This window comes from Paenibacillus sediminis (assembly GCF_017873765.1).
In the GTDB taxonomy this organism is placed as follows: domain Bacteria; phylum Bacillota; class Bacilli; order Paenibacillales; family Paenibacillaceae; genus Paenibacillus_AG; species Paenibacillus_AG sediminis.
In genome coordinates this window covers 25,591-38,156 of record NZ_JAGGKP010000009.1, presented here as the reverse complement: position 1 = coordinate 38,156, position 12,566 = coordinate 25,591, and the positions used below count along the sequence as shown (strand labels likewise).

14 protein-coding genes are annotated in these 12,566 nt (G+C 42.9%); 11 read left to right on the top strand and 3 right to left on the bottom strand.

Annotated elements, in window-relative coordinates; translation table 11 throughout:
• The first annotated feature begins 13 nt into the window (after positions 1–13).
• Positions 14–268, top strand: a complete 255-nt coding sequence (locus J2Z20_RS14345; RefSeq protein WP_209851703.1) for a hypothetical protein — start codon at positions 14–16, stop codon at positions 266–268.
• A gap of 121 nt (positions 269–389) precedes the next feature.
• Positions 390–1,649 (top strand): stalk domain-containing protein, encoded by a 1,260-nt coding sequence (locus tag J2Z20_RS14340; protein WP_209851700.1) that lies wholly within the window; start codon positions 390–392, stop codon positions 1,647–1,649.
• Positions 1,650–1,723: 74 nt separating this feature from the next.
• Here J2Z20_RS14340 and J2Z20_RS14335 read toward each other — a convergent pair whose 3' ends face one another.
• Together J2Z20_RS14335 and J2Z20_RS14330 are read right to left on the bottom strand one after the other, a co-directional pair.
• Positions 1,724–3,040 (bottom strand): glutamate-1-semialdehyde 2,1-aminomutase, encoded by a 1,317-nt coding sequence (locus J2Z20_RS14335; protein ID WP_209851698.1) that lies wholly within the window; start codon positions 3,038–3,040, stop codon positions 1,724–1,726.
• 70 nt (positions 3,041–3,110) lie between these two features.
• Positions 3,111–4,106 carry an LCP family protein gene (locus J2Z20_RS14330; RefSeq protein ID WP_209851695.1) on the bottom strand — a complete coding sequence of 332 codons (996 nt, stop codon included), beginning with the start codon at positions 4,104–4,106 and terminating at the stop codon, positions 3,111–3,113.
• Between the two features lie 124 nt (positions 4,107–4,230).
• Between J2Z20_RS14330 and J2Z20_RS14325 the strand changes: the two genes are divergently transcribed.
• From J2Z20_RS14325 to J2Z20_RS14290, 9 genes are all read left to right on the top strand, one after another.
• Entirely contained in the window at positions 4,231–5,277 is a 1,047-nt protein-coding gene (locus J2Z20_RS14325) for an ABC transporter ATP-binding protein (protein WP_209851692.1), read from the top strand.
• Positions 5,270–6,064: an ABC transporter permease gene (locus tag J2Z20_RS14320; protein WP_209851818.1), complete on the top strand. Its 795-nt coding sequence runs from the start codon at positions 5,270–5,272 to the stop codon at positions 6,062–6,064. The genes J2Z20_RS14325 and J2Z20_RS14320 overlap by 8 nt, the downstream gene beginning before the upstream one ends.
• A gap of 5 nt (positions 6,065–6,069) precedes the next feature.
• A complete protein-coding gene (locus J2Z20_RS14315; protein WP_209851689.1) occupies positions 6,070–6,855 on the top strand; it encodes an ABC transporter permease in 786 nt (261 codons plus the stop codon).
• Positions 6,856–6,897: 42 nt separating this feature from the next.
• Positions 6,898–7,356, top strand: coding sequence for a thioredoxin-dependent thiol peroxidase (bcp, locus tag J2Z20_RS14310; protein ID WP_209851686.1), 459 nt, complete (start codon positions 6,898–6,900; stop codon positions 7,354–7,356).
• Positions 7,357–7,491: 135 nt separating this feature from the next.
• A complete protein-coding gene (locus J2Z20_RS14305; RefSeq protein WP_209851683.1) occupies positions 7,492–8,514 on the top strand; it encodes an SDR family oxidoreductase in 1,023 nt (340 codons plus the stop codon).
• A gap of 81 nt (positions 8,515–8,595) precedes the next feature.
• Complete coding sequence (locus tag J2Z20_RS14300) at positions 8,596–8,787, top strand: hypothetical protein (protein ID WP_209851680.1); 192 nt, start codon at positions 8,596–8,598, stop codon at positions 8,785–8,787.
• A gap of 478 nt (positions 8,788–9,265) precedes the next feature.
• Complete coding sequence (locus J2Z20_RS14295) at positions 9,266–9,907, top strand: DUF4760 domain-containing protein (RefSeq protein WP_209851677.1); 642 nt, start codon at positions 9,266–9,268, stop codon at positions 9,905–9,907.
• Positions 9,908–9,921: 14 nt separating this feature from the next.
• A complete protein-coding gene (locus J2Z20_RS18160; protein WP_280921769.1) occupies positions 9,922–10,053 on the top strand; it encodes a hypothetical protein in 132 nt (43 codons plus the stop codon).
• A gap of 627 nt (positions 10,054–10,680) precedes the next feature.
• Entirely contained in the window at positions 10,681–11,904 is a 1,224-nt protein-coding gene (locus tag J2Z20_RS14290; RefSeq protein WP_245252393.1) for an MFS transporter, read from the top strand.
• A 5-nt stretch (positions 11,905–11,909) separates the two neighbouring features.
• Here the strand turns inward: J2Z20_RS14290 and J2Z20_RS14285 are convergent, their stop codons facing one another.
• Entirely contained in the window at positions 11,910–12,563 is a 654-nt protein-coding gene (locus J2Z20_RS14285) for a DedA family protein (RefSeq protein WP_209851672.1), read from the bottom strand.
• Positions 12,564–12,566: the final 3 nt, after the last annotated feature.

The window sequence follows — 12,566 nt, the reverse complement described above, 5'->3', positions numbered from 1 at the left end:
GGAGCTTGTAGCCATGAGTGATCCTCGTGAAGTAGAACGTCAATTAAATGAAATGTTGACTGAAGGAGATATAAAGCTAGAAGATCGTCATGCGCAGGAACGTGAGCGAATGTCACCTAAGTATGAAATTCGTATTCAAACGACGATGGATCCCATCGTAGAAGAAACTCGATTATATCGCAGTATAGCCAAAGAACTGGATGGACGATACGACGAATATTTGAAGAAGACGAAATTTAATCCGGATAAGACGGAAAGCGATAAGTGATCGTTAATAATATGCAAAAAAGAGCAGCCTCCTTTGACATGGAGCTGCTCTTTTTTGCTGGGCCAATAAATATAATATTATGATAATATAGGTCTAATTGTGTATTCATGGGAGGAATTAGATGGGGAACATTCAGGCGAAGAGAAGTTTTATAACACTAGCCCTACTACTGATGCTACTAACGGTGTTTACGCCAGCGAACAGAGCATTTGCAGCTGGAGAGAGTTTGCCAAGCATCTATCACATTGTAGCGCTCGGAGACTCGTTAACAGCAGGTTATGAACCGACGATGAAGGATCAGAAGAATCCAGTCCCGTACGGTTATGTAGAGCGGCTGTATGAACAAGGATTGTTTCACGGCCGAACAACGTTCGTTAACTATGGAATTCTCGGTCTAAAGACAGAAGGGCTCAAAAACTACATTCATGCCGTGAAAGAAGGCACCTCGATTACATCTGACGGCATACAGCCTGGGCTTCCTGATCCGCGTATTGCTCAGTTCGCTGGGGGAACAGCTCAGACGAAGGTGGATTTAGAGTCCGCGAGTGTCATTACGATCACGATTGGCGGCAATGATCTGAGCGAGATTGTGGAGGAAGCTGCTAATTTAACAGATGAACAGCTGCAGGCGCGTGTGGACGAATTGCTGATAGCATACACAAATAATGTGCAGTCAATTATTAACGACATCAAGGAGCTGAACGGAGAGGCGAATATCGTCATTGCCGATCAATATCAACCGGTTCCAGCCATCGCGAATAAAGCGCTCTATCCGAAGCTGATGAAGGTGAGCGATCGGTTTACTGAGACCGTTGACAAGGTTGCACTTGAAGCAGTGGCCAAAGGGATCCATGTTAAAGTTGCTCATATTGCCAAAGAGTTTGCTGGCAACGAAATTATGTATACGTACATTTTGCAGAAGGATATTCATCCAAGACAATCTGGTTATGAAGCAATGGCCAAAGTATTCGCGGGGGTCATTTGGGGAGAATATCGCCAGGTTGCTGTTCAAGGACCCAATAATACGATATCGGTAGTCGTCAAAGGCAAGGAATTAAATACCCCTTATAAGCCAGTTCTTCGTCAAAATACAACATATGTAGCTATAAAAGATATTGTTGATGCAATGGGAGCAACATCGAAGTGGGATAACCACACTTTAACAGCAACAATCACCTATGGAGATCGCGTCGTGTCCATTCCAATTGGTAAATCTTCGATTACAGTGAACGGACAGTCCGTACCTGTAGATGTGCCAGCATTCCTTAATATGGTAGGTAAGGAATCCAAAACATATGTACCTGTTGCACTGCTTGCGAAAGGGCTCGGATTTGATGTGCAATTCAGTAATCAATTAAAGACGGCATTTGTAAATCCATAAGTTGTGATCAGCTAAAAAAACCACTCCAATTGCCGAACAGGCGTAAATCGGAGTGGTTTTTGAATGTATATAGATTATTTATTTGCAGACATTCTTCGGAACGATTCTTCAGCAGCCGCAATCGTCTGCTCTACATCTTGCTCTGTATGCGCAGTCGTTATGAACCATGCTTCATATTTAGAAGGAGCTAGGTTAATGCCTTGGCTAAGCATGTGGCGGAAGAAGGCTGCAAATGCTTCACTATCTGTATCCTGCGCTTCATCGTAGTTTGTTACGGGATGATCGCAGAAGTGGGCCGAGAACGAGCCGCGAATACGATTAATCGTAAGCGGAATGCCATGGCGGTCAGCCGATGCTTGAATGCCTTCAGTGAGCAGAGCCGCCAGTCTATCCATCTCTTCGTATACACCAGGTTGCTGCAATACTTCTAAGCAAGCGATACCTGCAGAGATCGAAGCAGGGTTGCCTGCCATTGTCCCTGCTTGATAAGCGGGACCGAGCGGAGCGACTTGCTCCATAATATGTTTGCGTCCGCCGTAAGCGCCGATTGGCAGACCGCCGCCAATAATTTTACCGAGTGCCGTTAAATCAGGTTGAATTGCTTCATGGTTTGCTAGACCGCTGAAGGTCTGCGCAGACCCATAATGGAAGCGGAACGCAGTGATGACTTCGTCATAAATGACAAGCGCGCCGTAATCGTGAGCGAGCTTGCATAGGCCTTCGAGGAATCCTTCCTTAGGCATAACCATCCCGAAGTTACCGACGATGGGTTCTACCATAACCGCTGCAACGTCGTCGCCCCATTTCTCAAGAGCGGCTTTCAGTGTCTCGAGGTTGTTGAACGGTACTGTAATGACCTCATGTGCAATGCTCATCGGAATACCTGCACTGTCTGGAATACCAAGGGTAGAAGGGCCTGATCCTGCAGCAACAAGCACGAGATCAGAGTGGCCATGGTAGCAGCCGGCAAATTTAATAATTTTGTTGCGCTTTGTATAAGCGCGCGCTACACGAATCGTGGTCATAACCGCTTCTGTTCCGGAATTGACGAAGCGTACTTTATCCATGGAAGGAATGGCTTCTTTGAGCATACGTGCCAGCTGAATTTCAAGCTCTGTTGGTGTACCGTAGAGCGTACCGTTCTCAGCTGCTTTCGTAATAGCCTTCGTAATGTGTGGATGCGCATGTCCTGTAATAATGGGTCCGTAAGCTGCTAAATAGTCAATGTATTTATTGTCATCGACATCCCAGAAATAAGCGCCTTGTGCTCTCTTCATAAAGACGGGCGCCCCGCCGCCTACCGCCTTAAATGAGCGGGAGGGGCTGTTGACGCCGCCGACAATGTGCTGCAGTGCTTCTGTATATAATCGTTCCGAATTCGTGTGATTCATTCGTAAAACTTCCTTTCGTCATTGTAGTTCAGTGAGTAGCTGTCGCATACGGATTTCCGAACTTGCCCCATCAGTAACCAGTCTTGCCGTCACTTGATACAGGCACGGGCTCAGATTTATCAAAGATGTCCTGAACATACCGCTTGAGATCATTCGGATCGTTGACCGTTAGAACTGAAGCGCCTCCGATCTTTCTTTCAACGAGCAATTTCATCGGTGGAACCTGTTCACTGCCGCTCATTGTGCTGCCGTATGCAACATTGGCAAGCTTCCACATATCATTGACTGAAATATTTGTATCAATAAAAGGACTAACTTTCTGTAAAATTTGCGGAAGATTCATAATGCTTGTCGTTGATTTCATTTTATCGGCAACTGCCTTCAGAAATTCACGTTGTCTCTCCGTTCGAGAGAAATCTGACATTGCATCATGACGGAAACGGACGTATTGCAGCGCCGTTTTGCCATCCAGGTGCTGCATACCTTTTTTCAAATCAATATCATACTCATGGTTATCGGCTTTACTTACATAGTGCATATCTTTTTCAACATTAAAATCAATGCCGCCTATAGCATCAACGAGCGCTTCGAAACCTTGGAAATCGGTGTAGACATAATATTGTATTTTCAAACCAAGCAGATCGCCAGCGGCCTGCATCGCCGTGTTCGGACCATGTGTGATCGCTGTATTAATGCGGTCTTTACCGTATCCTGGAATGTCTACGTAAGTATCACGAAGGATGGAGAAAAGATACATTTTCTTTTTGACAGGATCAAGAGAAGCGACCATCATAGAGTCTGATCTAGGAATTTCGCCTTTCTTCAGTCCCCGACGATCTACCCCCATAATTAATATATTAACACGTTCAGATCCTTCCCATTTCGGCGGCTCTGACGCATTGGTATCTACCGTTTTTAGTTGATAGAAAGGGGAGTCTTCGCCCTTCTTTTGAATCCCTTCAATACCTTGATATAAAGAAGCAAAGTAATAGGCTGCATAGGCAATAACTGCAACTAGAATCGCAGCAAATCCCCACCATATCGTGAGTTTAGCTTTCTTCGACATTGTGTTCTTCCTTTCGCTATTATAAGAATGAGTGCTCCGAAGTTATGTTCATGTTGATGTCAATTACATTTGTCCATTATAATTTCTTTTTGTCGTACAATCAATTTTCAAGAAGGGAACAGCTATGTTAGCAATCGATGTGCAAGACTTACGCAAGACCTTTAAAGTCCAGAAAAACAGAGGAGGACTTAAGGGCGCTTTCCTTGATTTATTGTCGCGTGAATATACCGAAGTCGCGGCAGTGAAAGATATTTCGTTTCAGATTCCCCGAGGGGAAATTTGCGGATATATAGGAGAAAATGGCGCCGGTAAATCGACAACGATTAAGATGCTCACCGGCATTCTCGTCCCTACATCAGGTCATCTGAAGGTAAATGGCTATGTGCCATACAAGGAACGTGAACAATTTGTGAAAGGAATCGGTGTTGTCTTCGGTCAACGAAGCCAGCTGTGGTGGGATATTGGTGTTATTGAATCCTTTCATTTGCTGCGTAAAGTATATCAGGTTCCTGAACATGACTTTAAAGCAAGACTTGATGAATTGGTGGAAAGACTGGGGCTGCAAGATTTGCTGAGTCGCCCCGTTCGTAAGCTCAGCTTGGGTCAGCGAATGCGCTGTGAGTTAGTTGCCGCTTTGCTGCACAACCCGTCAATTTTATTTTTGGACGAGCCGACGATTGGTCTTGATATTGTGGTGAAGACGGAAATTCGCCAATTTCTTAAATCTTTAAACGAGCAATTTGGGACGACGATACTGTTAACGACGCATGATCTTCAAGATATCGAAGCACTATGCTCTCGGGTCATTATGCTTGACGACGGTAACATCATCTATGACGGCAGTCTTGATGAGCTTAAGAACCGGTGGAGCAGAGGCCGCGAAGTGCATTTTCAATTTGGTTCAAATCATTCGCTGACACGGCTAATGGAGCTGACACAAGGACTGCCGGTTGAATGGACGCCAGAAAATGATTTAGCTGCAAAAGTATGGATTCCTCTTGAAATTAACGTATCTGATGTGCTTGGGCGTATCGTCGGGTCTACGGATATTACAGATATTAAAATTGTAGAGACGAATACAGATGATATCGTTCGGCAAATATATCAATCGGGCTCGGCGAATGAACGTATAGAGCAGGAGAAAGCGAGTGAACGTCTCCTCCATGTTTAGCGCATATCTAGACTTTATTCGTATTCGGTTCCTTACGATGCTCGCTTACAGAGTTAATTACTATTCTGGTATTGCTATATATACGCTCAATATCGGCGTTTATTATTTTACTTGGCAAGCTATTTATGGCGGACAGGGGCAGCTGGGTGGTTTTACAGTCGCTCAGATGACTACTTATGTCGCAGTTTCTTGGATGGCGAGAGCTTTTTATTTTAACAATTTGGATCGGGAAATTGCCGCAGATGTTCGGGATGGGAGCATCGCGATTCAGTTTATTCGTCCTTATAACTATGTTGTTGTGAAGATGATGCAAGGACTGGGTGAAGGTCTGTTTCGCTTTATGCTCTTTATGATCCCAGGAATGGTTATTGCACTTCTCTTATTTCCAATTAAGCTTCCGACAAGCGGCACGTCTTGGGCTGTATTTCTAGTGATGCTGTTTCTCAGCTTTCTTATTAATTCCCAGCTCAATATTATTACAGGCTTGATGGCTTTCTTTGTCGAGAACATTGATGGGATGATTCGGATGAAGCGGGCGGTTGTCGATCTATTTTCCGGACTCATCATTCCGATTAGCTTCCTTCCGCTCTGGCTGCAAAGCACAATGAAAGTACTGCCCTTTCAAGCGATTACGTACTTGCCCAGCTCAGTGTTTACAGGCCGAATTCAAGGAACAACGACATGGAACGTACTCGGTATTCAGCTATTGTGGTTAGTCATTCTGCTCATTCCGATTGTGCTGCTCTACCGCAAGGCTCGCACTCGGTTGTTCGTGCAAGGAGGTTAAGGGGTATGTACTATATTGAATTAGTTTGGGAATATATGAAGAACTATATGAAATCACGCCTTACTTACCGCGCGGATTTCTGGGTAGAAGTAATATCGGACTTAATGTTTCAGTTTACGAATCTGATTTTTATATTTGTCGTATTCAGACATACGAATAGTCTCGGTGGATGGAGCGAGTCTGAAATTGTGTTTGTCTATGGATATTTTATGATTCCGTACGGACTGTTCAGCTGCTTTGTTAATTTGTGGGGCTTTAGTGAACGATATATTACAAAAGGCGAGATGGACCGGATTATGACTCGTCCGGCACACAGTCTGTTTCAAATCTTGTTGGAAAATCTAGACCCGCCGGCGCTTATGGGATCACTTATCGGGACCATTATTATGATCGTTAGCGGGGTCCAGTTAGGGATTCATATCGAGTGGTGGCATATTCCAGCGCTACTCATCATGGTTGTCAGCTCAGTGCTTATTTATACAGGTATTTATACTGCGCTGACATCGATATCCTTCTATTCAGACGCGCCGACAGGCATTTTACCGCTGATGTACAATTTGCAAGCTTATGGTCGTTATCCGGTAACGATTTATAACCGGTTCATTCAAATATTGCTCACGTGGATTATGCCATTTGCTTTCGTAGGCGTATATCCGGCTTCGCTCTTCTTGCAGCGTGAGGATATGACCCGGATGGCGCTTGTGACGCCGCTAATGGGTATCGCGATCTTTGCTGTCGGCTTAACATGCTGGAACATGGGTGTGAGAAAATACCGCGGAGCGGGGTCTTAAAATCGTTCGCACAAGACAACGTTTATCAAGGAGCTGATATTGATGGAACACGTTCAAATCGGACAACCTGTCCCTGATTTTACATTGCCTTCTTCGGGTGGCGGAGAAGTGTCGCTTAGCCAGTTTAAAGGCCGCAAAGTAGTTCTTTACTTTTATCCGAAAGACAGTACGCCAAGCTGCACGAATGAAGCATGTGATTTTCGAGATAGATATGATTTGTTTACCAAGCGTGGTGCAGTCGTTCTCGGCATTAGTCCGGACAGTCTGAAATCGCATGAGAAATTTATTCAAAAGCACGGCTTGCCGTTTCCACTTCTTTCAGATGAGGATCACAAGGTGGCCGAACTGTTTGGGGTATGGCAACTGAAAAAGATGTACGGGCGTGAGTATTATGGCATTGTTCGGTCTACATTTCTGATCGATGAGGAAGGTAAGCTTCTCAAGGAATGGCGCGGTGTTCGGGTGAAAGGGCATACCGAAGAAGTGCTCTCTGCATTATAAGAAATCATTAGAAGACGAGGTATATTGCAATGGTTTATTCCATTGTAGTATGCCTCTTTTTGTGTTGTTAGAGGAAGGGAATGATTTGAATCGAATACCATAAGTAGGAAATGTCTGACCTATAGGGAGGCTGTAATGAAATTATTGATTCTTGGAGGGAAAAGATTTCTAGGGCGTTATTTGGTTGAAGCTGCTCAAGAACTCGGGCATGAGGTTACCCTTTTCAATCGTGGAAGAGAAAACCCTAGTCTGTTCCCAAATATTGAGAATTTAATTGGTGACCGAAACGGTAATTTAGAGGCGCTTAAAGGAAGGGAGTGGGATGCAGTCATTGATACGTGCGGCTTTGTGCCGCGGGCAGTCAGAGAAACGACAGAGATTCTGTCTGGCGCGTCCCAGCATTATACGTTCATTTCGAGCGTTTCTGTATATGCGGATTTATCAAAAATAGGAATTGATGAGAATCATCCGGTTATCCCGATGTCTAAGGAAAAGGCGGAAGAAATAACAAAAGGAACAGCTGGTCCGATCTATAATGAATATTATGGTCCTTTAAAATATTTGTGCGAGCAGGCCGCTGAAGAAGTAATGCCAAATAAGACATTATCCATTCGCGCAGGTCTAATAGTGGGTCCGAACGATTATTCTGATCGTTTTTCTTATTGGGTGCAAAGGGTGGCAAAAGGGGGGGAAGTACTTACTCCTGGCAATCCAAATAAACAAATTCAATTCATTGATGTTAGAGATCTATCAGAGTGGTTAATTCGAATGATAGAGAATAAGAAAACAGGGGTATTCAATGCAACTGGACCGGACAATGAATTAACTATGGGTGATTTGCTAGAGACATGTAAATCAGCTCTTCAAAGTGATGCTAGGTTGACCTGGGTGAGTGAAGATTTTCTTACTGGTCATGAGGTCGCATTTTGGTCAGAGATGCCTTTGTGGATTCCAGATCATTTGAATGAACCTGGATTTCTATCGGTAAATATTCAAAAAGCGATCGATAACGGTTTAACATTCCGCCCACTTTCTCACACCATTCGTGATACTCTAGATTGGGAGCTTAGCCGACCTTTGGATATCGAACGTAAGGCAGGAATGCAGCCAAGTAAAGAGATGAATTTGTTACAACGTTGGCATAAAAGCATCTCATAATTCCGGATGCCATAGAATAACCTTACCGGTTTCTGTAAATAATTCTAATCATAAATTGATTAGAAAAAGGTGGAGACCGAAATGTTCGATTGGATCAAACGGATCAACTTGATTTGGGCATTTGCGATTTTGTTAATTGTTCATGGAATATTTTATTACTCCATGGGCACTCCGAATTGGCTCTTAGTAGCACTTTCCGCGGCGCTTGTTGAAACTGGTATTCTCGCTGCGCTGAAGGCATTTCTGCCTGGAACCCAGAAGTCCAAAAGATAAAGATAAAAAACTGACCAACTGATCGTTGGTCAGTTTTTTATATATCGACTAAGGAAATCAAAAGAAAAGACTGAGATCCCATGGAGAACTTCATAATGATGATCATCAAGCATGTTCAATTGATCCGGATTTAAGGCGTCAACATTATAATTTTGATAAAAACTTACTAAGTTTAAAGCGTGTCAAAGTTATAGAATCAGGGATTGTATTACACCAGAATGGATCTAAATGATTTTCCCGCTCATATTCTTCATAAAATGGGTGAAGAAGTATTCCGCGAACTCGGTTCTACTTTCCACTTCCTTTACTGGATACAGAACTGTGTAAAAACCAATATAGAACCTAATAACAGCCCCCAAGTAATATGCAAAGACAAGTGTGAGGACCAGTTCGAAACAGTTCTGTAGCAAGCAGTGTTGCTTGAAGCAGGGAAATCCTTCTTAATGTCGAATAAAATGGTATTAAGGAGGGGGACATATTGCAAGGTTGGACACTTACAAAGGATATTTTTCAAATACTCAGCAATATTGCGAGTATTGTGTTGATTGGTGGCTTGTTTCAGGGAATATATCAGGTAAAACTTTTAAAAAAAGACTTGAATGACAGAAATAGGCGATCCGCCGCTGAGAAGAGTATGGAGTATCTAGCTTACTTCGAGAAAGAAATAATAACATCCACCTCTGAATATGAGCAAAAATTGAAAGAAGAGATTAAGGATCCTGCTGATGACAACCATCTATTTAATGAGGATTTCAAAATTAATCCAGATCATCTTTCAAAAGAAATGATTGCTGATAGTATTGTGAAACAAAGACTTGGGATTGTCACTATACTAAATCAGTTGGAGTTCTATAGCGCTGTTATTGAGAGTAGAATTACAGATGAAGATTTGCTCTACACTCCCTCTGCAATGGTTTTCTGTGACTTCGTTAAATCCAATCATCTTTGGATATCAATACTAAGAGCTCAAGGAATTCCTTATAAAAATCTCGTTTCACTGTACAAAAAGTGGTCTAAAAGGTTAGAAGTTGAGAAATTACAGTTGCAAATGTTGGAAACAGCGCATAAGATTAAACAACAGGGTAAAGATTACGGAAGTTTACCACCGATTGGTTTATAAGGAGTTGGGGAATAATGAAAGAAGAACTAATGAAAAAATCCTATGAGGAATTGAAAAAGATGCTTCAAAAGGACGTACAAGAAGCAAAAATTGAGTTCCCAGTACTCGAGTTTTTCAAGCTGAAGGAAGTTGAACTTCGTACTTAAATATATCGTAAATACTATTGAAGAAGCACCCAACTCGGGTGTTTTTTCTTATGCCTATTTATGGAGCGATAGCAGCACATATAAGACACGTTATCTGAATGTAGCAGAATAATCATAGAATGTCAGGAGGCGTATCGATTAAGGAAATCAAAAGAAAAATCTGAGATCCTATGAAGTACTTCATGATGTTGTGTCCTTGTTTTCTTGTTCTATTTACTCTTTGTTCATCCCTCTGTTTTTGACTAAAGTTCCTTTACCTCCACCAACTGATTGTTGCTGTTTTGTGTTGGAGTTTTCGATTGCAGAATTTGTTCCTCCCGTGTTGACGTATTGATCTGATTATTTATGACGAATACAATTTCCTCGTCATGGCTCATAATACTATGCCGCTCGTGTGGCTCAGACTGCTCGCCTTTCATACCAATGTTTTTGGCTTTACCTTCAGCTCTTACACTTTGCTGCTGCTCAGTATTCGACGAATTGAGGGCAGCATTGTTACTAGCTGCGCTATTTCGGCCAGCTTCGCTTTATTTTCCAAAAAAAGAAGTGACAATCAGAAATTATTAGATTAATATCTAATTAGATAATTATCTAATAATAAAACAAGGTTAGGTATTGAACATGTTAATGGCAATGTCACTTTTGCGAAAAGAAAAACAATATGCACGTCTGTTCTTGTCAGGCACCGTGAACGGCATTGGAGATCGGTTCAGCCAGGTCGCCTTATTGTCGCTTGTCATATCATTGACGGGATCAGGTATGGCAGTAGGCATCACGATGGCGATTCGTGTGATACCTTTTCTGGTATTCGGACCTGCAGGCGGTATGCTGGCAAGCCGGATATCCCGTAAGAAACTGATGGTCGTTACAGACATCGTTCGTTCGGTCGTTGCGATCTCCTTGTTAGCCGTTCATTCGAAAGGGGATTTATGGATTCTTTACAGTGTGACATTTATTTTAGCGGCTTTAGAAGCGCTGTATGCCCCAGCTCGCAAGTCTTCTATACCACTGCTGGTAAGTACAGAGAGGCTGTTAACCGTTAACAGCTTAGAACAAGTAATGAATGGACTCATTCTCATTATTGGAGCCTTTGCGGGCGGAATTGTATCGTATTGGTTTGGCTCACAGTATGCTTTTGTAGTAAATAGCGTATCCTTTCTTATTGCCGGACTTACGATCTCGACGATTAAGTATCCGAAGCAGGAAATTGAGAGAGTAGAGGAGTGGGCAGAGTCTGATAGTCCGATCTATAGAGACCGTTCTTCCTTCATTTATTTGTTGAGACATTCCGCTGTGTTAAAGTGGATTATTGTGTTTGAAATATGTGTGTCTATTGTAAATGGGATCGATAATGTATTGATAAGTGTCTATGCTGTTCAGGAGTATGGAATGGGGGATTTAGGGATAGGATTCTTTTACGCATCACTTGGAGCAGGTCTAATGCTAAGCTTTACTTTGGTACGCTTTGTCAACACAAAGCTTATGCTTTGGGGAGTATGTGCTTTAATTGCAGAGGGTGTTCTTTTAATGTGCGTTAGTCAAAGTAATCATTTTATTTGGGCATGTATTCTGTATTTGGCTCTATCATTGATGTCAGGCCTTGGGAATGCCAGCCTGGATACACTGATTATGAATGAGACCCCGCAGCGGTATCATGGGATGCTGTTTGGTATGATGGCAACTATTGGAAATACGCTCATCGGCTGCTCGATGTTCGGGGCAGGGGTGGCTCTTGAGTACGTGGAGCCGAGGTCGCTCGGCTGGATTGGCGGTGCTGCTTTTATTATAATCGGCCTTAGCATGATGCTCGCGGGGAGACGTTTTCACTCTAATGAGCAGGCTGCGATGTAACTTTTTTACTTCGTCTCTTTCGATTTGATTTTATCTTCAGCTTTCGAATTCACTATCAATTTCCAAAGCTGATTTCGCATCCGGTATATGACGAAGATCGAGGCAAGTATAATAATACCAATCACGATCATCAGCGCATATTGCTCGGCGTATTTAAATGCGGACTCCCACTGTGGTCCGAACCATCTGCCGATACCAATGAACAGCGTGACCCACAGGATGGCTCCGCTATAGGCATAAATGGTGAACTTACGAAGCGGAAGAGAGATAACACCTGCAAAATAACCGGTAAAATGGCGTACGCCAGGAATGAAATATCCGATGAAGATGAAACCGAACCCGTATTTCTGGAACCACTTCTGCGTACGCTCCAATTTGGACGGATTTAATAGAAACCATTTGCCGTATTTCTGAATAAACGGAATGCCGAGTTTTTTACCAATAAAATAAGTAATCGTCATCCCGGTTACCGTGCCGAAAAATGCAAATATAATAAGCAGCTCCCAATTTAACAATCCTTCGTAGGATAAAAATCCCGCGTAAGCCATCGTCGTTTCTCCAGGAAACGGCAAAGCGATAAATTCAAGCAGCAGCCCTGCAAAAAGTACACTGTACCCGTATTGTTCAAATAGATATTGGATGATTTTAAATAAGTCCATCAT

Excerpts from the sequence above, each read along its gene's own strand:
- J2Z20_RS14345 (WP_209851703.1), top strand. The coding sequence starts at position 14 with ATGAGTGATCCTCGTGAAGTAGAACGTCAATTAAATGAAATGTTGACT.
- J2Z20_RS14340 (WP_209851700.1), top strand. The coding sequence starts at position 390 with ATGGGGAACATTCAGGCGAAGAGAAGTTTTATAACACTAGCCCTACTA.
- J2Z20_RS14335 (WP_209851698.1), bottom strand. The coding sequence starts at position 3,040 with ATGAATCACACGAATTCGGAACGATTATATACAGAAGCACTGCAGCAC.
- J2Z20_RS14330 (WP_209851695.1), bottom strand. The coding sequence starts at position 4,106 with ATGTCGAAGAAAGCTAAACTCACGATATGGTGGGGATTTGCTGCGATT.
- J2Z20_RS14325 (WP_209851692.1), top strand. The coding sequence starts at position 4,231 with ATGTTAGCAATCGATGTGCAAGACTTACGCAAGACCTTTAAAGTCCAG.
- J2Z20_RS14320 (WP_209851818.1), top strand. The coding sequence starts at position 5,270 with ATGTTTAGCGCATATCTAGACTTTATTCGTATTCGGTTCCTTACGATG.
- J2Z20_RS14315 (WP_209851689.1), top strand. The coding sequence starts at position 6,070 with ATGTACTATATTGAATTAGTTTGGGAATATATGAAGAACTATATGAAA.
- bcp (WP_209851686.1), top strand. The coding sequence starts at position 6,898 with ATGGAACACGTTCAAATCGGACAACCTGTCCCTGATTTTACATTGCCT.
- J2Z20_RS14305 (WP_209851683.1), top strand. The coding sequence starts at position 7,492 with ATGAAATTATTGATTCTTGGAGGGAAAAGATTTCTAGGGCGTTATTTG.
- J2Z20_RS14300 (WP_209851680.1), top strand. The coding sequence starts at position 8,596 with ATGTTCGATTGGATCAAACGGATCAACTTGATTTGGGCATTTGCGATT.
- J2Z20_RS18160 (WP_280921769.1), top strand. The coding sequence starts at position 9,922 with ATGAAAGAAGAACTAATGAAAAAATCCTATGAGGAATTGAAAAAGATG.
- J2Z20_RS14290 (WP_245252393.1), top strand. The coding sequence starts at position 10,681 with ATGGCAATGTCACTTTTGCGAAAAGAAAAACAATATGCACGTCTGTTC.
- J2Z20_RS14285 (WP_209851672.1), bottom strand. The coding sequence starts at position 12,563 with ATGGACTTATTTAAAATCATCCAATATCTATTTGAACAATACGGGTAC.